A 20,587-nucleotide genomic window follows, 5' to 3' on the forward strand; every position below is an offset into this window, starting at 1 on the left:
CAAAACTTACCAACGCACGCCAAACTGTTGTATTCCATCGCGTTGTTCGCTGAGCTTATCTTATTCGCGCTTGTTGTCCTGGGAAATCACCCGATCGGGTGAGTCGGGAGGATGACGATCCTGTTGAGATTTTAGTTCTGCCCTGAAATAAATTACCCTACCCTATCCTTAGGAAAGGCTAACGCGAACGGGAACACTAGACCGAACGGGAACACTAGACCGAACGGGCTAATCGCTAAAGGCTTAAATTTTCTACATATTTTCTACATGATGATGAGAGGAAAAATTCTTGAAACGCTGATTAATACCTTACAGCCAATTGATTTTGTTTTTGCTTTCTGGCAAGGAGGTTCGGCTGCACACGGCTATACAGATGAGTGGTCTGACCTCGACATTCAGGTAACTGTTGAAGATGAGCGCGTTGAAGAAACGTTTTCTATTGTAGAAAATGCTCTAGAAACTATTTCTAAAATTCGATTTAAGTTACGAGTTCCCGAACCGACTTGGCATGGTCACTCACAATGCTTTTACCAATTAGAATCAGCAAGTCCGTTCTTAATGATTGATTTTGTGCTAATGAAGCGGAGTAATCCCAATCATTTCCTAGAGTTTGAGCGGCATGGAAATCTAGTCGTTGCCTTTGATAAAGCTAATCTTATTGTTCAGACGAGTTTAAATCAAAGAGAACATATGGAGGAAATGAAAGCAAGATTAGAGATTCTAAGAAGTAAATTTGATTTTCTGCAAGTTTTTGTAAAGAAAGAGATTAATCGGGGGCGATTTGTAGAAGCAATCGCTAATTATCACAACTACACAATGCAACCTTTAATAGAAGTTTTGGGAATGGTATATCGACCGAACCGATACGATTTTAAAACAAAATACTTTAGCCGAGACTTTCCGCCAGATGTAATCGCTAACGTGTCATCCCTTTATGGCATAGAAAATCTTGCTAACCTTGCTGAAAAACAACAACTTGCCGAGAAGCTTTTTGCTGAAGCTACGCAGCAGGCTGAAACAAAATTATTCGCTCCGCTCTAACAAATGCAAGCTTAGCTGCTAACCGGATAGATGGGACATTCACGGAATTCCTCCGCCTCAACCCCCAAATGATTCGTGAAGGTAAGATCCTTGACTTCTCTACGTCGGGGATCTCAAGCGCTGGTTATAACTCAAATAGGATTGCTATATCAGAGCGATCGCTCTCCTTGTGATGAAATTCGTTCGTGTAGAGAAAGCATCATGCAGATGCACCAGAAGCGATCGCCATTTGCCAACGCCTAGACAAGGCGAAAAAGACTTCACTATTTCCGCAAGGGATCGGCCAATTCTGCAACTGACCCCTTCTCAAGGCGCAGCGGCTACGAGAAAACTAGGTTTACAGCCGCCAAGCAGGCGTACTTTTCAAAAACTGGTAAGCGATCGCTCCCCGTAAATCTGGATTCCCATAAAACTAAGGGTAATCGAGAACTTCACCCCCCAGGCATCTACCAATGATGGAAATCCTAGCTTACCTCCACACTGCGCTCGCCTACGAAACTGCAACCCGCAGACCCCTCAACCGCTTGGAACGCTACGAACCACTTCCTTTGCCTTTAGGGACAAGCGCGAGATCCAGTGATGTAGCAGCGAATGAGCAGTACGAAATGCAAGCGATAACGGTGCTTCCTTTTTAGATATAGCCATTAATTTTTCGACTCCTACACATAAGCTTCTTCTTAGCCCTCCTTTTTTAAGGGGGTTGGGGGGATCTGATGTGTAGCTTCACAAAAGCGAAATGGAATTAGCGATCGCGTCTTTATCATCACACGCTTACTTATCCCCTCAATAACATGAACAAGGTGAATACAATCGAACACTCCCAACGCAATCGCCAAAAATAGTCATCCTTGATTCAGCAATCTCTTCCCATTTCACTGGTCATTATCCGCCTCTGCCTAAGCCCTTTGCTATTATTGGATGCCCTTGACGGCACAACCAGTCCTTGGTTCATTTTTAGTTTTGTACTTGCCTTTCTTTCAGATATTTTTGATGGTGTGATCGCCCGTCGAATCGGTGTCAGTACCGCTGCTTTGCGACAAGCCGATAGTTTAGCTGATGTTTGTCTTTATCTATGTATCGGAATTAGTGCATGGTTAGTGCATCCTGATGTTATAACTGCCTTCTCACTACCATTGAGCCTCATAATCTTGATGCAATTAATCTGGTTGGTAGGCAACTTAGCGAAATATGGAAAACCTGCCAGCTATCACACTTATTCAGCCAAAGCTTGGGGAATAACACTATTCATCGCCACAATTGCCCTATTCAGTTTTAACTATGCTGGAGTTACGCTATTCATGATGATTGCTGTAGGTTGCATTCACACGCTAGAAGAAATTGCCATGACACTAATTCTTCCGGATTGGACACACGATGTCTTGAGTATTGTTCATGCGCGAAAGCTACTTTATTCATCAAGAATATCCAATCATATTTGAGCGACAAGAGAATGTCTAGAAAGTCCTAATCGAGACGCTTAAACGGTAAAGATCCCCCTTGCATCCCTGCGAAGAGAGAGCCGCTATAGCGCGATCGCGCATCCCTCTCGCGCATCCGCGCCGCTACGCGAACGCTATAAAAAGGGGGATTTTGAGAAGATTCTCTCACCCTAAAAAGGGGGCTGGAGGTATCAAAGCAACTTTTGATAATTCTCAGGTATCCTCTAAACTGCCAGCGATTCAGCTCCCCGACTTGTTAAGAGAAGTCGAGGATATCGCCGTCACGCATCCTTTAGGATTGCTATGGGTAATTGATCGGGCTTTTAAACCATGTAGGCGGGTTTCGTTGATATCGCTGCGACTTCAGCCGCCTAGATAATATTCAGTGGTTTCAGTTTTTGAAACCAACTCTTTAGATGCCCTAATCTCAATGTTATAAAAATAGGAGTAAATCTTCCCAGTAAATTAAAAATCGCGCCTATAGCAAGCTGATTTTAGTTATTTTTTTACAAGTTGCTTTAAGTGCGTTCAGAATCTATAAACGCAAAATAGCCTTGCGCTAACGTGCCTGTAAAACCCAGAAAAAATTCAATTTGGAACATAGATTTTTCAGCCACGTCTCAAATGATTGTATGAACTTCAAGCAAACATCAAACTTCTAAACTTTAATTCAAGTGGCTTTGGAGTAGCCTTAATTGTGGAAAGAATGACTCAAACTAAAAATCCTAAAAAATGGCTAGTTGCTACTTTAATTTTGTTAACTAGCAGCTTGTCTTTATCTTTATGTACTGCTTTAACCTTAAAAGAAGCTGCTGTTGCCGATCCCGTCAAACAAGTATCTAAGAAAGAAAAGTTACCGTCTTCCGTTGCCAATGCCATTTTGCGAATAGCATCTCAACGCACGGGATTACAAGCGTCGCAACTACGCATCATTAAGTATGAACAGATTTACACCAACGGTTGTTTAAATCTGCCGCGTCCGGCTGAAGGCTGCACCAAAATTAATATGCCTGCGTGGGAAGTCACTGTAAAAGCTAGGCAACAAAGCTTAGTTTATCGAAGCGATCGCAACGGCTCCCGGATCAGATTAAATGAAGCTGCTAGCAGCATCGTTGATGCCAAATTGCCTAAATCTGTTGTCAGTGCCGTTTTGCAAGATGCCACCCAAAACTGGGGACTCCCGGCGAACACCGGACGCATTGTGAATGCGAAGCAGACAGGGTGGGCGTATGGTTGCGAAGTTTCGACTTTTCCCCATCCCTGCGATCCAGTTGTCGTGGAGGGCTGGCAAGTCACCGTAGAAAGTGGGCAAAAACGCTGGATTTATAATACTGACAAAGTGGGTTCCCAGGTTCAGCTTTATCAAAGGGAGAGCCAGCCAAACGAGGCGAAAAAATTACCTCCTGCTGTTGCTGAGCAAGTTTTAAAGTTAGCATCCGAGCATTTAACCTTACCAATCTCCCAACTTTTGATTACACAAACTCAACAGCAAACTTGGTCTAATGGCTGTTTAGATCTTCCAAGTCCTGTAGAGCGGTGCATGAGCGCTCAGACACCAGGTTGGCAGGTAACGGTGGAAGGCAAACCGAAGCAATATCAGGTCTATCGTACTGATAAATCTGCTGAGCAAATTAGGACGGAAGCAATAGGCGCAATGCCGCCACGCAAAGACTCTTTACCGAATTCCATTGCCAAGGTGGTATTGCAGGATGCTAGTAAGCAATTAAAAGTACCAACTTCTCAGTTATACATCCTCGAAGGTCGAAGTCAGATGTGGTCAAATACCTGTTTTGATTTGCCTGGTACGGAAAATAGCTGCGCTCAAGCAATGGTCGCAGGTTGGCGAGTCGCTGTGGATGGCAACGGGAAAACCTTAGTTTATCGCCTCGATCGATCGGGTTCTCGGTTCAAAGTCGAGTGATTTTGTCGTTGATTTGGGGATTAGGTGGATGCCTAAACCAGGTAGTTAGCTTGATAGTAGGTGCAGGAGCGGATTGTCCTTCAAGGATGGAGACTTGCTGGACACTGACCATATCATCCCTAAAAACAGAGGGAGTAACGATACCCCTGAGAATCTACAGCTACTTCACCGACATTGCCATGATGTGAAAACAGCCCTTCGACGATTGGGATCTTCGGCTAGTAGTGTGCATGATCAGCCGAAGATCCCGTGAGGAGCCGGAGGAAGCGAAAGTTTAATACTCAACACGTCCTGCTACGCTAACAAGCCTCACTTTCACGCCATGGCTGCCTGACAAATCATTCCGTGTAGGTTGGGTTGAACAGAGTGAAACCCAACAGCAGCCTGTATTTCGTTTAGTTTTGCTCCCGCCTTAAGCCAACCGATGACTCTTCTAAGGGTTTCAAGAGCTTTGGAGAGCCTTGCAGGTTTCACACCATAGTTAGATATTTCAAAAAAAACTAAAGCGTTGTCCCTTCCGCACTAGACTTTTGATCCGTATCAGATTAAATTGAAACTACGGTAAGTCTAGCGGGATAGTGGATTTTACATGGACAACGCTAAAAGACCCAGTAGTGAGCTGACCCTCGCAGGGCAAGTAACTCCTGAGCATTTGCAACCAGCGGCTCAACAAAGTTTCCAGGAAGGTTGGTTCAAAAAGCTCAGAGGCGGATTCCTTCTGGTCATTGGATATATGCTGTCACCACTATGTTGGTGGAATGACCTGTTTTTCAATCTGCCAATTGCTTATTTTTTTGGGTATATCTGTAGTTGGCTTTCCCCAGATTTACTTCTGCCTTGCTCAATCATCGGGTACTGGCTCTCTAATATTGCGGGAATTCTCTTGATGCAAGTAGGGGCTGTCGATGTTTTTAGTAAGGAACCCGCTGAGCGTAACTGGAAAAAAGAGTTATTGACAGGTGTAGTCTCCTCAACCGCTTACACTCTGGTCATTCTGGCATTGATACAGTTTAAGATTCTCGATGCTCCTGTCTTATTCCCCGGTGGCTAAGGGGGATTTATGGGCGGCGAATGTTGCTTAATCGCCGCTAGCACTAATGTCAAAGTTTACTTTTAGTTAGAGATTCAGCATTTTAATCGCCTGTATCAGGACAGCAGTATGGACTATCTATTACTACCGTTCCTCAGTTTTGTCGTGGGTATCATTGTGGGTTTAACGGGAATCGGTGGAGCATCTCTGATCACTCCGATGTTGATTTTTGTGTTCCACGTTCCACCTGCGATCGCAGTCAGTTCCGATGTAGTAGCTGCCACATTGATGAAGGTGATCGGCGGCTTTAAACACTGGAAACAGCAAACGCTTGACCTGCAAGTTGTCAAATGGTTAGCTTGGGGAAGTGTTCCTGGCTCAATAACCGGAGTAGGGATTTTATACCTGATTAAGCTTAATGCAACCTTAGACCTAGATTACATTCTGCTACGTGCGATCGGGTTTATGATCCTGCTTGTCACTTTATTGGGACTCGCACAATTGTCACTGAAAACTTTTTTCCCGAAGTTGCAGTTACCTGAGCCGCCTAAGTTTGACTTAAACACTCAGAGGGGTCGAATTTCGACTCTCAGTGTAGGAGCATTTTTAGGCTGTCTGGTAGGATTAACTAGCGTGTCGTCTGGTGCGATGTTTGCAATTGTGTTGATTACCTTTTTTCGCCTCGACGCGCGTAAATTGGTAGGCACAGATATTTCACAGGCAGCGATTTTATTGGTGTTTACTTCCCTTGGACACCTCTGCCTTGGAACAGTGAATTGGAGTTTAGTATTGCCAATTTGGTTAGGGACAGTACCAGGGGTTTTGCTAGGGGCTAAACTCTGCAAGATTACTCCTCAAGGCGCACTCCGGCTGGTAATTTACGTAATTTTAGCAGGAGTAAGTTGGAAGTTAGTTTATCAAGCGTGAGCTGAGTTTGATTTAATATCTGATAGTAAAAAGATTTTCCCATCAGGGTGCTACCTATTTCAAAAAAAAATAATAAAGAATTTCGGTTTGTACACATTTTCAGCATTTTTTGGTGAATGTTTAGTTCTAATTTTTGGAAGCTGTCTTCATCTTTCCTAAGTTTTCTCGAAAAGCTGCTCGTTGCTTATTGGCGTTCTTTGCTACTCCTATTGATAGGAGTCTGTTTACCCATGCTGGTTTTTGAGGAACTTGCATTAGTAGTATTGCAGAATCAAGGCGGTCTTCCCTGGGATGAAACACTCCTACTAGCAGTTCACAAGATAGCACAGCCACAACTAGACGTTTTTGCAGCAACTTTAACCAAGTTCGGAGTATTTTGGGGAGTATTTCCAGTTGCTACTGTAATCTCGTTAGTGTTGCTGCGCCTTAAAAAGTGGCGATCGCTCGCCTATTTACTGACCACGCTACTAGGGAGCATTTTAATTAATCGCACTGCAAAACTGTTGCTGCATCGAGTGCGTCCTAACCTCTGGGAGTCAATTTCCCCAGAGTTTGATTATGCATTTCCCAGCGGTCACGCGATGTCCAGTATGACCTTGATAGCTGCTTTAGTCATTTTGACCTGGAATAGTAATTGGTGCTGGTTGGTGCTGGCTGTGGGGAGCGTATTCGTATTAGCGATCGGTTGGACGCGAATATATTTAGGGGTTCATTTTCCCAGCGATATTTTAGCAGGATGGATGGTTTCAATTGCTTGGACAATTGGCGTTAGTCTGCTAATCCAACCACATTTAACTAAACCGAGTACTATTCCTGAGGATGAGCTAACTGTGGATGAAGAGGAATCAATAGCCCAAGGTTAACAAGCCCAAGGTTAACACCATCGCAAAGAAATTATGACATTGCTGATTTGGGTGATATCGTTTTAAGCTGATCTGCTGCGCCATCTTGATTTTTTGTAGAACGGCGTTCTAGATAGCAAATGAAAGACACCAAAGCTGGAAGACACAGATTAATCGTCATTAGCCGAACTAGATGACCTGCGGTTACAATCTCAACATTGTGATGCAAAGCTAGAGAGATTAATATCATTTCTGGAGATCCGCCTGGAGATGTCACCAGCAAACACGTTAGCCAGTCCCAGGGCGAGATCAACGTAGCAATTCCTGCTGAGATGAATCCTGCCAAAAAGGTCATGGCTACAGGAACCGAGGCATACGCTACTGTAAGCTTTCCCAGCTTTGGGTTCATTCCCCAATATTCACCGATTGTAATTCCCAGTAGAATTTGACCAATTAAATTAAATAAAGGGGGTAGATTAAAATCGATATGAGATAAAAATGGCAGTGAATCTAGCAACGAATCAAAACCAACCCCGACTATTATTGAACACAAGAAACCAGCAACAGGGATTTTTAAATAACTGCCTATTTTAACTGCAAATAATGTTACAGATAGTAACAAAAATAGTAAAAATAAGTAGTTAAAATTTATGACAAATAAATTTTCAGTAACGGAATGAATTATCGCCTTGATGTCATGTGCGTTAGAAACATTAGCAACAAGCGGTATAACAATAATAATTGCCGTAAAGCGTATTAACTGAACGAGAGAAACAAGTGAAATATTTCTACCATAGTCTGCTGCTATACTTGCCATGATTCCTATATTTCCGGGAACCGTAGCAAGCATGGCAGTTAGCAAATCTGTTTTTTCAATGCGTGAGTATATATAACCAATAATTCCACCACAAAACATTAAAAATAATGCTAAAAATAAAAAGATATGTAATTGGGAATAAATAGTTATTAGATTACTTTGCTTAAGAGAAAATCCTACAGTAAGACCAACAATAATTTGTCCAAATTTCCTTGAGTTGCGATTAGGCTTAGCTTGATTGCTATATCGACGATAGAAATAAAAGACCAAGGCACCAGCAGCAATACCCCCCAGTATCCAAGACCCTCCGCCTGCCCCAAGTGCAATAAAAGTTAGACCACTTAATAAACCGATAATTATTTCTATAGCAACAATTAAATAAGTGATCATCAATTTACTAAGTGTAGATTTATCCAAACTTATTTTGCTCACAAAATCTCCAATCTTTAATCATTACTTTCTTATGCGTTGAAGTGCAAAGATTATCCAAAAATGCTTATAAAAAGCGCATTACTTACACCTTGCAGCCTATCTTAAAAATAACTGACGGTGCAACATATATGCGTAGCCTGTAGCCAGGTCTAACGCATTACTTCTGAGTTTATATGCGTTATAAAACCTCTAAAAATGACTTTTAAAGGTAGGCTCTCTTCAGGGTTACTTAAATAAAATCTCAGTTAATCAAGGATGACACCATTTAATGATTCAACTGGAACTGTGAAGACGTAGTAGATAACCCCAGCTCCCAAGGTGAGTACGGCAAGGCTAAATAAAATCACCCAGCGATCCGCAGGTTCGTATGTATCCTCATCAATGTCATGTCGAACAGCGAAGTAGTGCTGGGTTGACAGCAATACCGTTACCAAACCAACTAAGGAAAACACTAAACCTAACTTCCACCCATTACCAGGGGGTTGAGGCGCAAGAGGTGGGCGGAGGAGACGAAGGCGGACGATCAGAACGCCAAATCCCATTAGCGCGATCGCACTCCGCATCCATGCTAAGTAGGTGCGTTCGTTTGCCAAATGATCCCGCACTCGCTCAGAAGTCCGTCGTTTCGGCGTCTCTAATTTTTCTGTACTCCCATTTATCGGCTTAAACATAAACAATAGCTGCACAAAATACTACCCTCAATTATCAGTTTAGATGTACAAACAAAACAAGCTTTCTCCCTTCAGAAGCACTTTGATCCGGAACCCGATATTCCGAAAAATTTTATGAAGTCTATTAGCCAGAGAATGATAGCTGTTCAACCGTTTACTTTTGGTAGCTTTTCATACCCTGGCTGTCATCCTGCTACTCTTTAGAGGAAAAACACCTAAAGTGCTTTCGCAGGCGTGAAAAATTTAATCCTCGATTGGTGCGTTAGGAGTTTGCGCTTCCACATCTGCTGACGACAAGTTAGGAACAGACCATGTACCCTCACCTGCTTTGAAAACTTTCGCAGCAGGAACGTTGAATTCAACTGCACCAGTTTCTGGATTGGTTTTAGCGACTAATTGGGTTCCAGCCACTATTTTGAGAGCTACAGGCTCCCCTAAATTTTGCCCTTGGGTGTCACCAGGAGTTAAGCCAGCTACTTTGACACCACTTGGCAAGTAAACGCCATCACAGTTCCAATCATCGTCCGTGACTTTACCATTTCCCAAGTAGTAGAGAGTACTTGCTGCGGAAAAGTTAGATTTATTGGGTTTATGAGCATAGACCGCCAACGTTTTTCCAGTTTCATTACGGCACTGCCCCCAGTCTGCTGCTGTCTCTAAGATATATTTTTGCAGTTGCAACTCACCGAGCTTCTGCTGAATTTCCTCAGGTGTATAGTCGGATTGATCCGGTGCGTCTTTTGCCTTTAAGAGGCTGTCAAGAGATTGAGTTACCTCTGTGTAGTCAGGACTCTGGGTAAGTTTCGGTCTGTCTGCCAAAGAAGGTTGAGCGATCGCCAAATTGACCAGAAATACTAATGCTACCAGAGCGATTTTGAACAGTTTCATGAACTTTCTCCTTGCGAGATTTCGAGTTTTTCCAACTCGATGTTTGGGTTTATGGTTGGAAAATTTTTAAGGGTAGACCTTTAGCAAAAAAGGTTTTTATTAAATTGCAGACACTGGTAAATGGTCTGCCAAGCTAAAACTGACACTTATTAGAACGACGGTAAGAGTTGATAGCTACCGCTTTCAACCAGAATAAAAATTCCTAAGCCAATTAACACAAATGGGACGATTCTCTTACCGTAACGAGTGAAAAGGTGAGCAAAAACCGAATGGCGGGTTAATTGGTAGGCGACATAACACCAAGCTCCAACCAACACAAAAAACACGCTTAAAATTACTCCCAAACTAGCCAGATTGCTACTAGCGAACAACGGTACATATATCCCGATATTGTCACCCCCATTAGCAAATGTAACAGCTGCGACGTGATAAGTCTGAGGAGTAAGAAAACTAGCGAGAGTTGACATCACTGAGGAACTAGCTTTTGAGCTATTGAATTCATCTGATACTGTCTGGACTTCGTTTTCATCTTTTTCCCAATTGACTAAGTGATTCACTCCAATAACAATGGGAACCAGACCTAGTAAGCCAATCCAAGCTTTTGGCAGAATTAAGCCACCAAAGAAACCCGGAAGACTGGCGGCAATTAATACAGTGAATCCAAGATACTTACCTACAACAATATGTCTGGTGCGGAAGGTAGAATTTACCTGGGCGAAGAATAGCATCAAGATCACAATGTCATCAATGTTAGTTGCTACAAAGGATGTAACTCCGGCAATGATTGCTTGTGCAAACCAACTCATGACACTGCGATCGCAACCTCCTCAATTTTTCTCTATTTCAGGCGTTGAGCAGATTTCCGCCTCAGATCCCTGCTCATTACTTTTGCCGAGAGTCAGCAAACAGAGACAACTGGTTACTAAAGTCAGGACGAGCAAGCCCCGATTTTCCAGCGTGTGACTGTCTACTAAAATTAAAACACCTAACCCAATTAAGACAAAGGGAACGAGTTGATTGCCGTACCGAGTCAGGGTCTGAGCGATCGCAGGTAAACGGGTTAATTGGTAGGCGGTGTAGCACCAAACTCCCACCAGCGAGAAAAATACCCCCAGAATCGCCAGAAGACCTTCCCAAGTGCTACTCGCAAACAACGGCACATAGATCCCGATGTTATCACCCCCATTTGCAAACGTTACGGCTGCCACACTGTAAGTTTGGGGAGATAGAAAACTCGTAAACCAGGATTTCTCAGGTGGCTCTGCTTTTTCCTCGCTTTCCGATTCATCCGTGTCTTGATTGAGTAAGCGACTGATTCCAATTGCAATCGGGAGAATGCCCAACAAACCAATCCAAGGGCGCGGTAATATTAGGGTACCAAAAAAACTGGGAAGGCTAGCAAGGACTAATGCACCAAAACCCAGATACTGACCAGCCACAATATGGCGACGTCGGAATACCGCATTCACTTGCGAGAAAAACAGCAACAAAATCACGATGTCATCAAGGTTTGTGGCTGTGAAGGCAGTGAATCCAAGGGGGATTGCCGTGATTATTTCGCTCATTTTTGCGTGTCCTTAAGGTTTGTAGATGCGTTGTCCAAACTAGCTTCAAAATTCATCATCTGCGATCGCCTCTGGTATCACCACCGAACTAGGTGTCGCAAACTTGGCATGAATCTCTTCAATCCCCCGCTCCATTGAACTGACAATTTCTGGAGAGCGGAATCTTTGGATGACAAACCATCCGCAAGTAACCATCAGGTACATCAAAAACAGGTAAGGAAACGCATCGTAAGGCGCTTCTGGAACTGGGAAAAGATTGCTACCTGGAATCCCCACGCTTCCAAGAACGGGAATCATCATAAACCCAACTGCCAGAACTGAGAACACTACATGGTGTAGGCGGAGTTTTCTAATCTTGTGCAGGTAAACGGGTGCAGCGATCGAAATCAAGGTATAAACCGTTAAAAACCCGTAGCTACAGATCGCGCCCAAGTAACCCATGCTGTCAAACAGCTTCACATGAAACAGGGACATGGAAGCAGGCACCAGAAATACAATCAGCGAACACAGCGTAACGGCAATGTGCGGTGTCCGGTTCGATGAGTGAGATAAACCCAACGAAGAGGGGAATAAGCCGTGACGAGCCATCGTAAAGAAGACTCTGGCTGCTGGATTAATACTACCAAGGACACAGGCAAAGAAGCTAAACAGGGCACTGAAGGCGACCAAGGTTCCTAAAAAACCAACTCCCGCTTGTTGCGCTAGAAAACCCAGCGGTTCTTCCGTAGTAGTAATGGAAACTCCAGTTCCGCTAAAACCCAGCACTTCAATGTAAGTCATCGAAATGAAGAATAAACCTGCCAGGGTAGTACTCCCCAAAACTGCTCTGGGGATCGTTTTTAAGGGGTCTTTTGCTTCATCACCCAGAGATGTAGCACTTTCAAAGCCAGAGAAACTAAACATTACTAGGACAAGCCCCATTGCGACGCTACCTGGAGTTACGCCTTGCAAGGTTAATTGGGACATATCTAATGCAAAGCCTTTGTGTGCCCAAATGATTATCCCTAAGACGCCAATCAGGGCAAGGGAAGCTCCCTCCATCCACAGCATCGCCATTGCTGATAGCTGGATATCTTTATATGCTGCATACCAGGCAACCCCTGCACCGAGTGCCAGCAGCGTAATCGTCGAGGGATGAATACCCAAGTGACCAATCAAGATACTGCTAAAGTTGGCAAAGCCGCACAAAACTGACATTCCTGTAAACAAGTAAGCCAGAACCAAACTCCAACCGCAAATTACACCTGCTGTCGGGCCTAATCCTTTGACGATGTACGAGTAGAGCGAACCGGGAGAAGCCGAGCGGCTAGCAAATTGATTGATGTTAATACTAACAAGCACTAACCCAATCATGCCGATGAGAAAGCTTAGCCAGGTGCCATTGCCGGAAAGTACGACGATCAATCCGATATTTGAGGCGGGTATTGTCGTGGGTGCAATGACCGCAAAGGATTGAGCAAGAACTTCTCCAAAGGGAAGACAGTTTGGCTTTAAGCCGCGATCGCTCTGATTTAGTCGTCTTTCACTTGTCATTTAGAGGCTCCCTTCATACAGATTTGCCAATTCGGTGCGGCTAGCCGAATCTAACCGCTAGGCTTTGTCTGGGTAAGGCTTGATTGCAATAAACTATGCTTTCAATCTATGCAGCCAAATTAATAAAATCAAATACTTTTTTTTGTTGAAAGGATAACTTAAAGTGATTGATAGCTTGATATAGACAGCTAGAGGTGCTTAAGGAGCCTTAAAAAGTAGAGATGACATTTGAACAATTACGAATTTTTCTAGCGGTGGCAGAACATCTGCACTTTACCCGTGCGGCGGAAGAACTATATATTACCCAACCTGCGGTTAGTGCCGCGATCCAAAGCTTGGAACAGCAATACAGCGTGAAACTGTTCCATCGCGTTGGTCGCCACATTGAGATCGCAGAGGCGGGGAAACTGCTACAGGTGGAAGCGCAGAAGATTCTCGATCAGGTTGCTTTGACTGAGCGAGGTTTGCGGGAATTAAACAATTTACAACGGGGTGAGTTGAAATTGGGCGCAAGTCTCACGATTGGCAACTACTGGCTACCCAGCAAAATTAGTCACTTTAAAACACAGTATTCTGGCATTTTTGTTAACTGTACTTTGGGTAATGCAGAAGAAATTTGTGAAGGAACAGCAACAGGACTCTTTGATTTAGGTTTAATCACAGGAGAAGTCAAACCATCGCTACAGAGTTGTTTAGCGCAAGAGGTGGTGGGGAGCGATCGCTTACAAATTGTCGTGGGAAAGTCTCACCCCTGGTTTGAGCTTGCTGAGATTTCTCTAACAGAACTTTCTACAACCAGTTGGGTAATGCGAGAGCCAGGATCTGGAGCGCAACAAATGTTTGAGCAAGCTTTGCAAAATTGGGGAATCGCTCCTACCCAGTTCAATGTAGTTTTAGTATTGAACAGTAGCGAGATGGTGAAGGCAGTGGTTGAAGGCGGTGTCGGTGCAGCTGCAATTCCTGAATTGATGGTGCAAAAAGAACTACAACTCTCTACACTGCACGCAGTTAAAGTTGTAGATGATAGGACAAGAGCGAAGACGAAACTAGAAATCGTCCAGCCTGTCTTGAAGCTGAAGCATCAACAACGGTTTCAGACTCAGGTTTCAATTGCTTTTGAAAACCTGTTAACTGTATCCACAACACTATCTACAATATTTTAACCAATTTTAGTTAGGTTTTACAAATTTACTTAAATCCAACAATTTTGTAGAGTCTTCGACAATTAGCGGCAGCTTTCCATCCCATTTCTCTATTGCTTGCCTTTGCAATAATTCTGGAGTTAAATTTTCACGTAACACCCTATCCGCTTCTGCTTCTCCTCTGGCTAAATTAACCTGTGCTTCTGCCTGCTGCAATGTTTTTAAGGTTATAAAGCCTGCACGTTTTGCGTCCTGTTCGGCAATCTGTTTCGCCTCCACAGCATCGCTAAATCGCTTGGAAAAGTGGACATGGACTAGGGAGATATCATCAACTCCAATGTGATAACTAGCCAGTCGTGTAGTTAATGAATCGTCTACGCCCGCTTTTACTTCTCCTCGCTTTGTAATAATTTCTTCAGCAGTGTACTGTGCCATTACTGCTTTTAATACTTCTTCTACTGCTGGATTTATAATTTTTTCTATAACTAGGTTCTCGTTCCCAATTTGTTGATAAATAGCATTCGCTTCCTCTGGAATAATGTGCCAGTTGAGAGCTACATCGGTGAAAACATCTTGAAGATCCTTCGAGGAAGCTTCAGCAGAACTTTCCTGTTTTTGTACTCGAACACTCAATTTTTGGACGGTATTAACAATAGGAATAATGAAGTGGATTCCTTCGTCTAATACTCTCGGCTGCACCTTACCAAACTGCATTAATACACCCCGTTCTCCAGCATCTACAATCACAACAGGAGTAAGGGAAATCACGACTAATAATAAAAATAAAATTAGTTTACCGCCATTGGGAAGAGCTTTAAATTTTTTCATGGTCGAGGGGTAAATGGCAACTTTACTAAACTATCAGCTAACTTTCGTAGATGTACTCAATCTCAAATAATCTCACCTTATATCGAGTCAGCAGGCCTAACGTTTTGCAAATCTTCCATTAGAGAGATGTTAGTTGTGATGACTTGGCAACTTTAACCCCTCGCCATTTGCTAGTTCCCTAATTCTTTAATATTTTTTTACTCAGATGATTAAGCGGAATGCCAAACTACGGTAATGGAATCGATAAACCGTAGTTTATATCGAAAGGGACACTTGCCGTGAGAATTGTTGTTGAAAACGTATCCAAGCAGTTCGGCAGTTTCAAAGCGGTTAACGAAGTTAGCTGACAAGTGTCCAAGATGGCGGGTCGGGTTTGTGTTGCAGCACTATACTCGCTCTCACCCTCAAGTGCGTGAGAGCGAGAGCCTTTGGTCTAGAAATTCGCAATGCGCTGAAAGTGAGAACCCAAGCGCGAGTAGAACAACTACTAGAGTTGGTGCAATTGAACGGAATGGGCGATCGCTATCCCTTTCAACTCTCTGGAGGTCAGCGCCAACGAGTAGCACTGGCACCCCAGCACAGATTACAGATTTGACTCAATACATTTCGGTTCAGGTTTTGACCGATTGCAACCCAAGCGACCAGAAATTCTTAGTAATCTAAGTATTGGAACGGAAGTCCTTACTTAGTTGATTCGACCAAATCTCTATAATCATTCTTAGTCTGTGCCTTTCGTAAAACAATCCGGGAGCAGATTATGAGACTAGATGAATTTACACAGTTGAGCGAACAGGAAAGATGCCCGGAGTCTCTACCTCAAGCATTGCAGGCACTGTGGTACGACAAAAAAGGAGATTGGGACAAAGCTCATCAAATTGTGCAAAATGCCAGTGATGCTGACAGCGCTTGGGTTCACGCCTACCTACATCGAAAAGAAGGCGACAAAAGCAATGCCCTTTACTGGTATCGGCGAACCGGACGACCAGAGTTTAAAGAAGACCTAAACCAAGAGTGGCAGCAGATCGCTGAAGATGTGCTAGAGCGTTGCAAACCGCAATGATTTGATGAGATGGGCAACAGGAGCGCGATCGCCCCTAGAGGTTGCGGGATCTCATTACTTCACTCCGAAAGAAGCATTCGTTCAACCGGCAACGCCTGCTAGGGTAGTGATAATGAGCGATCTAGATCGATACTACAAAGTGCTGGGATTAGAGCCTGGAGCCTCACTTGATGAAGTGAACCAGGCTTATAGGGATTTGGCTTTTATTTGGCACCCCGATCGCATCCCAAAAGATAATCCTCGGTTACAGCAAAAGGCTCAAGAAAAGCTGAAAGAGATTAATCAGGCACGCGATCGCTTGCGCTCAGTTCGACCCGGCGAAAAGAACCGAAATCCCGAACCTCCGGCACGCGATCGCGCTCATCCACCGAGTTCTTATTATCAATCTAGTTACTCCTATCAATCACCGCCTCAATCTCCCCCTCAATCTCACCATCAGGCTCCTAAGCAGCAGTCCGACTTGAGCGGAGCCAACTTGAGCGGAGCTAATCTCAAAGAAAAGGACTTGTCTGGAAGAAATTTGAGCAATGCCAACCTCAGCAACGCCAACTTAAGCGATGCCTTCCTGCATAAAGTGAATCTTCAGGGAGCCAACCTGGAAAAAGCGAATCTTTTTAGAGCCAACCTGTTGCAAGCGAAGCTAAACAACGCTAACTTGCGAGAAGCTAACTTAATTGGAGCCGACCTCAGTGGAGCCGATTTAAGGGGAGCCGATTTGAGGGGAGCTAAGGTTGGGTCGCAAGACCGAGTCCTGGTTAAACTGACTGGAGCGAACTTAGCAGGAGCCATCCTACCTGATGGCAGCATCCACGGTTAGGAAGCAGCGATACATCCTATTTGACCTTACCCCGTAAGCAGGGAGAGGAGAAGCTAGCCCCGTTTAGCTCAACGTTTAGCTCAACAACAAAAAGGCAAAGAAATAGCCGCCTCTCCGTGAAGATCGAGGGGGTTGGGGGGTGAGGTTCCGGCTAACCCTACCTCCTTCCCGCTCTTCAGGGGATGCCAAAATCTTTACAATATGAAATAAGGTTAAAACGTTTATCAGAAAACAGAGTCAGAATCAATGGCGCTATTCGGATTTGGTAAAAAGCAAAGTCTGCCCACGATCGAGCAAGCATTGCCGGGACGGGCAGAACCCATGCAAGTCCCCGCTACTCACTACGTAAACGGTAATCCGCTGAAACCTCCTTTTCCCGATGGGATGGAGATGGCGATGTTTGGCTTGGGGTGTTTCTGGGGAGCAGAGCGCATATTCTGGAAGCAACCTGGAGTTTTCACCACCGCAGTTGGCTATGCAGCAGGAGTCACGCCAAACCCCACTTATCATGAGGTTTGTACGGGCATGACGGGACACAATGAAGTAGTTTTCGTTGTGTTTGACCCGAAAGAAATTAGTTACGAAACACTCCTGAAACTCTTCTGGGAAAGCCACAATCCTACCCAAGGAATGCGTCAAGGCAATGATGTCGGCACCCAATACCGTTCCGGAATTTATGCGTATTCAGAGAGCCAGAAGAAGCTGGCTGAAGCCTCAAGAGACGCTTATCAGCAAGCCCTGAAAACCGCCGGGTATGGGGAAATTTCTACTGAGATTCTGGATGCTCCTGAGTTCTATTACGCAGAAGCCTATCATCAGCAGTACCTCGCCAAAAACCCAAATGGGTATTGTGGACTAGGCGGGACGAACGTTACTTGTCCTGTAATGACGAACGCTTGAAATAGAAATTCTGTCTTTTAGCGATCGCTAGCAGAAATCACTATCTTTACCCGGTATGCTCTTGAGCGGGTTGCTGCGTTCGTGGCACTGGTTCCTTAAAGCGTGATGAACTTGTCTAACCTAGATTTGGCAATGGTTTGGCCAGTTCTCACTCTTTAGCAAACCAGTGCCACAATTTTTTATTTTGAATTGTCAAACAAAGCCTTAAAAAAGAGGCGATAACAATATGAAATCTGTCAATCAGCGCTTCGACTCAGATTTCCTCCGGTCAGTTGCAAATTTCATCGCTATTCTTGCCGCATTTGCGATTAATGTCTATGCAAATGTGGCTCCTCCCAATGGATTGACAATTGGGGAAATTTCTAATCGGTTCTTTAGTGATGTCCCCATTATCCCCGCTAACTATGCTTTTGCGATTTGGGGAGTTATTTATTTAGGTTTGATTAGTTTTGGAGTCTATCAATTTCTACCCGAGCAAAGGCAAAATCCCTATCTGCGTCGGGAAGGGTACTTTTTGGTATTAGCAAGTATTGCACAAATCGCCTGGGTGTTTCTTTTCGAGTACCAACTGTTTGCACTCTCAGTTGTGGCAATGCTGTTCATATTACTGCCCTTAATTGGGATTTATCTGCGGTTGGGAATTAGTTTAGAACGAGTTTCAAGGTTAAAAAAATGGTTAGTTCAAATTCCCTTGAGCATCTATCTAGGCTGGATTAGTGTGGCGACAATTGTGAATGTGGCGAGTACGCTTGACTATTTGGGTTGGAATGGTGGGGGCATCAGTCCTGAAATATGGACGGTAATTCTGCTGGTAATCGTAGCAGCGATCGCTGCCACAATTACCCTAAAACGGGCGGATATTGCCTATCCCTCCGTCATTATCTGGGCATTCGTAGCGATCGCGGTGCGTCAAGCCAGTCAAGCTTTGATTGCTGTGACAGCGGTTGTACTCGCGATCGCATTAGGGTTGTTAATTTTAGGGCATCAACTGCGGCGTCCTAAGGTGGCGATTTAATCGATAAAATCCCAAAGAACCTCACCCCTACCCCTCTCCGTTAACGGAGAGGGGAAAATCCTAAAGGTTTTCTGGCTTACCGCTCCTTTGAAAGAGAGAAATTGGGGGGTAAGGTTTTTATTGTGAAATACAATGTATTACATCAGATACTAAAACTGACGCGACCACGTTTTAGGCCAGCGTTCTACTACAACTTTTGTTTGCGTAAAGAACTGCACAGCGTCTTTCCCTTGACCGTGTAAATCGCCGTAGAAGCTACCTTTCCAACCACTAAACGGAAAGAACGCCATCGGTGCAGCGACTCCTATATTGATGCCAATATTGCCCGCTTCTGCCTCATACCGAAACTGCCGCGCCGCCGCACCACTGCTAGTAAATAAACAAGCCATATTTCCCCATTGACCGCTATTGACTAAAGCGATCGCATCCTCAATCGTCTCCAGATGCATCACTCCTAACACCGGGCCAAAGATTTCTGTACGAGCTAATTCGCTTTTTGGGTTGACATTTTGCAAGATTGTCGGGCGGACAAAGTTTCCCTGTTCGTAACCGGGAATTTTGGCGCTGCGTCCGTCTACTAATAGCGTCGCACCTTCGTCGGCTCCTTGTTGAATTAATTGCTCAATTCGTGCTTGACTTTGACGGGTAATTACCGGACCCATTTGGACATTCTCATCCAAGCCATAGCCAACGACTCGTGTTTTTGCCGCATTTGCGATCGCTTCGGTAAAAGTGTGCCGTGCTTCTCCCACCGTCACAGCCACAGAAGCCGCTAAACAGCGCTGTCCAGCACAGCCAAAAGCACTATCGGCGGTAATTCGAGTCGTCATTTCCATATCCGCATCTGGCAGGACAATGATGGGATTTTTCGCGCCTCCCTGACATTGCACTCGTTTCCCAAAGACGGCGGCTTTACTGTAGACATATTGGGCAACGGGTGAAGAACCGACAAAACTAATGGCGCGGATTGTGGGATGTTCTAAGATTGCATCGACTACTTCCTTCGCCCCATTCACCAAATTGACGACGCCTTTGGGCAATCCTGTCTTTTCTAGTAATTCAAAGACCTTTTGCATCGTCAAAGGGACTTTTTCAGAAGGCTTAAGAATGGTTGTATTGCCACAAGCGATCGCATACGGCAAAAACCAGAAGGGAATCATCCCAGGAAAATTAAACGGCGCGATGATTGCGGTCACTCCCACGGGTTGACGAATCATCATTTCGTCAATCCCACGGGCAACATCTTCCAGGTTGTAACCCTGCATCAACATAGGAATTCCACAAGCGACTTCTACATTCTCAATTGCCCGTTGTAACTCTGCTTTTGACTCAGCAAAGGTCTTCCCGCATTCCAGCGTCACGATGCGAGATAACTCATCTAAATGTTCTTCTAACAGAAATTTCAATTTAAATAAATATTGCACTCGTTCCGTTGGTGGGATGCGTCGCCAGTTCGGATAGGCAGCAGCCGCCGCAACAGCAGCCGCCTCTACATCGCTTGCAGGTGATAAGGGAACCTGAGTTAAAACTTCGGCAGTAGCGGGATTTACCACATCCAGGTATTCAGTGGCGCGGGAAGCACACCACTCGCCGTTAATGTAGTTGGGTAAGGGGTTTCTGAAGGACACAGAGATTTCTCCTTCCAAAGGTTTTTTTGCATCCTACTCCCAAAAAGACCGGAACCGAAGTTTTACCGGGGAGGGTTATTTAACCTGAGTT

22 protein-coding genes and 1 pseudogene are annotated in these 20,587 nt (G+C 44.4%); 15 read left to right on the forward strand and 8 right to left on the reverse strand.

Annotated elements, in window-relative coordinates:
• Positions 1-273 precede the first annotated feature (273 nt).
• From H6F52_RS16625 to H6F52_RS16665, 9 genes are all read left to right on the forward strand, one after another.
• Positions 274-1,041 carry a nucleotidyltransferase domain-containing protein gene (locus H6F52_RS16625; protein WP_190536139.1) on the forward strand — a complete coding sequence of 256 codons (768 nt, stop codon included), beginning with the start codon at positions 274-276 and terminating at the stop codon, positions 1,039-1,041.
• A 90-nt stretch (positions 1,042-1,131) separates the two neighbouring features.
• The gene (locus tag H6F52_RS16630) at positions 1,132-1,284 is read left to right on the forward strand and encodes a hypothetical protein (protein ID WP_190536140.1); all 153 of its coding nucleotides are present in this window, start codon (positions 1,132-1,134) and stop codon (positions 1,282-1,284) included.
• A gap of 209 nt (positions 1,285-1,493) precedes the next feature.
• Complete coding sequence (locus H6F52_RS16635; protein ID WP_190412268.1) at positions 1,494-1,676, forward strand: hypothetical protein; 183 nt, start codon at positions 1,494-1,496, stop codon at positions 1,674-1,676.
• A 213-nt stretch (positions 1,677-1,889) separates the two neighbouring features.
• Entirely contained in the window at positions 1,890-2,480 is a 591-nt protein-coding gene (locus H6F52_RS16640; RefSeq protein ID WP_190536141.1) for a CDP-alcohol phosphatidyltransferase family protein, read from the forward strand.
• A 706-nt stretch (positions 2,481-3,186) separates the two neighbouring features.
• Complete coding sequence (locus tag H6F52_RS16645; protein ID WP_190412267.1) at positions 3,187-4,401, forward strand: hypothetical protein; 1,215 nt, start codon at positions 3,187-3,189, stop codon at positions 4,399-4,401.
• Between the two features lie 73 nt (positions 4,402-4,474).
• Positions 4,475-4,654, forward strand: coding sequence for an HNH endonuclease signature motif containing protein (locus tag H6F52_RS16650; protein ID WP_190412266.1), 180 nt, complete (start codon positions 4,475-4,477; stop codon positions 4,652-4,654).
• 336 nt (positions 4,655-4,990) lie between these two features.
• Complete coding sequence (locus H6F52_RS16655; protein ID WP_190536142.1) at positions 4,991-5,452, forward strand: hypothetical protein; 462 nt, start codon at positions 4,991-4,993, stop codon at positions 5,450-5,452.
• A gap of 108 nt (positions 5,453-5,560) precedes the next feature.
• Positions 5,561-6,358, forward strand: a complete 798-nt coding sequence (locus H6F52_RS16660; protein ID WP_190536143.1) for a sulfite exporter TauE/SafE family protein — start codon at positions 5,561-5,563, stop codon at positions 6,356-6,358.
• Positions 6,359-6,474: 116 nt separating this feature from the next.
• A complete protein-coding gene (locus H6F52_RS16665; protein ID WP_190412263.1) occupies positions 6,475-7,221 on the forward strand; it encodes a phosphatase PAP2 family protein in 747 nt (248 codons plus the stop codon).
• Between the two features lie 31 nt (positions 7,222-7,252).
• Here the strand turns inward: H6F52_RS16665 and H6F52_RS16670 are convergent, their stop codons facing one another.
• The 6 genes from H6F52_RS16670 to H6F52_RS16695 form a co-directional block, all read right to left on the reverse strand.
• Entirely contained in the window at positions 7,253-8,449 is a 1,197-nt protein-coding gene (locus H6F52_RS16670; protein WP_190536144.1) for an AbrB family transcriptional regulator, read from the reverse strand.
• A 245-nt stretch (positions 8,450-8,694) separates the two neighbouring features.
• On the reverse strand, positions 8,695-9,120 hold the full coding sequence (locus tag H6F52_RS16675; protein ID WP_190412261.1) for a DUF202 domain-containing protein: 426 nt from the start codon (positions 9,118-9,120) through the stop codon (positions 8,695-8,697).
• Positions 9,121-9,363: 243 nt separating this feature from the next.
• Entirely contained in the window at positions 9,364-10,008 is a 645-nt protein-coding gene (locus H6F52_RS16680) for a hypothetical protein (protein WP_190536145.1), read from the reverse strand.
• 149 nt (positions 10,009-10,157) lie between these two features.
• The gene (locus H6F52_RS16685) at positions 10,158-10,814 is read right to left on the reverse strand and encodes a cadmium resistance transporter (RefSeq protein ID WP_190536146.1); all 657 of its coding nucleotides are present in this window, start codon (positions 10,812-10,814) and stop codon (positions 10,158-10,160) included.
• Between the two features lie 21 nt (positions 10,815-10,835).
• Complete coding sequence (locus H6F52_RS16690) at positions 10,836-11,573, reverse strand: cadmium resistance transporter (protein ID WP_190536147.1); 738 nt, start codon at positions 11,571-11,573, stop codon at positions 10,836-10,838.
• 45 nt (positions 11,574-11,618) lie between these two features.
• A complete protein-coding gene (locus tag H6F52_RS16695) occupies positions 11,619-13,106 on the reverse strand; it encodes an APC family permease (protein ID WP_190536148.1) in 1,488 nt (495 codons plus the stop codon).
• Positions 13,107-13,327: 221 nt separating this feature from the next.
• Between H6F52_RS16695 and H6F52_RS16700 the strand changes: the two genes are divergently transcribed.
• The gene (locus H6F52_RS16700) at positions 13,328-14,269 is read left to right on the forward strand and encodes a LysR family transcriptional regulator (protein ID WP_190536149.1); all 942 of its coding nucleotides are present in this window, start codon (positions 13,328-13,330) and stop codon (positions 14,267-14,269) included.
• A gap of 6 nt (positions 14,270-14,275) precedes the next feature.
• On the opposite strand, the gene H6F52_RS16705 is transcribed toward H6F52_RS16700, so the two are convergent.
• Positions 14,276-15,076: a prohibitin family protein gene (locus H6F52_RS16705; RefSeq protein WP_190536150.1), complete on the reverse strand. Its 801-nt coding sequence runs from the start codon at positions 15,074-15,076 to the stop codon at positions 14,276-14,278.
• A 366-nt stretch (positions 15,077-15,442) separates the two neighbouring features.
• Here H6F52_RS16705 and H6F52_RS16710 point away from each other — a divergent pair.
• From H6F52_RS16710 to H6F52_RS16730, 5 genes and pseudogenes are all read left to right on the forward strand, one after another.
• Positions 15,443-15,647, forward strand: a pseudogene (locus H6F52_RS16710) (ATP-binding cassette domain-containing protein); the annotation flags it as partial.
• A gap of 186 nt (positions 15,648-15,833) precedes the next feature.
• Positions 15,834-16,136, forward strand: a complete 303-nt coding sequence (locus H6F52_RS16715; protein ID WP_190536152.1) for a hypothetical protein — start codon at positions 15,834-15,836, stop codon at positions 16,134-16,136.
• Between the two features lie 112 nt (positions 16,137-16,248).
• The gene (locus H6F52_RS16720) at positions 16,249-16,953 is read left to right on the forward strand and encodes a pentapeptide repeat-containing protein (protein ID WP_190536172.1); all 705 of its coding nucleotides are present in this window, start codon (positions 16,249-16,251) and stop codon (positions 16,951-16,953) included.
• A 246-nt stretch (positions 16,954-17,199) separates the two neighbouring features.
• A complete protein-coding gene (msrA, locus tag H6F52_RS16725) occupies positions 17,200-17,853 on the forward strand; it encodes a peptide-methionine (S)-S-oxide reductase MsrA (RefSeq protein ID WP_190536153.1) in 654 nt (217 codons plus the stop codon).
• 226 nt (positions 17,854-18,079) lie between these two features.
• The gene (locus H6F52_RS16730; RefSeq protein WP_190536154.1) at positions 18,080-18,868 is read left to right on the forward strand and encodes a tryptophan-rich sensory protein; all 789 of its coding nucleotides are present in this window, start codon (positions 18,080-18,082) and stop codon (positions 18,866-18,868) included.
• Positions 18,869-19,017: 149 nt separating this feature from the next.
• On the opposite strand, the gene H6F52_RS16735 is transcribed toward H6F52_RS16730, so the two are convergent.
• A complete protein-coding gene (locus H6F52_RS16735; protein WP_190536155.1) occupies positions 19,018-20,496 on the reverse strand; it encodes a CoA-acylating methylmalonate-semialdehyde dehydrogenase in 1,479 nt (492 codons plus the stop codon).
• Between the last annotated feature and the right edge of the window lie 91 nt (positions 20,497-20,587).

Origin of the sequence: Coleofasciculus sp. FACHB-542, from assembly GCF_014695825.1 — a bacterium.
GTDB lineage: Bacteria > Cyanobacteriota > Cyanobacteriia > Cyanobacteriales > FACHB-T130 > FACHB-T130.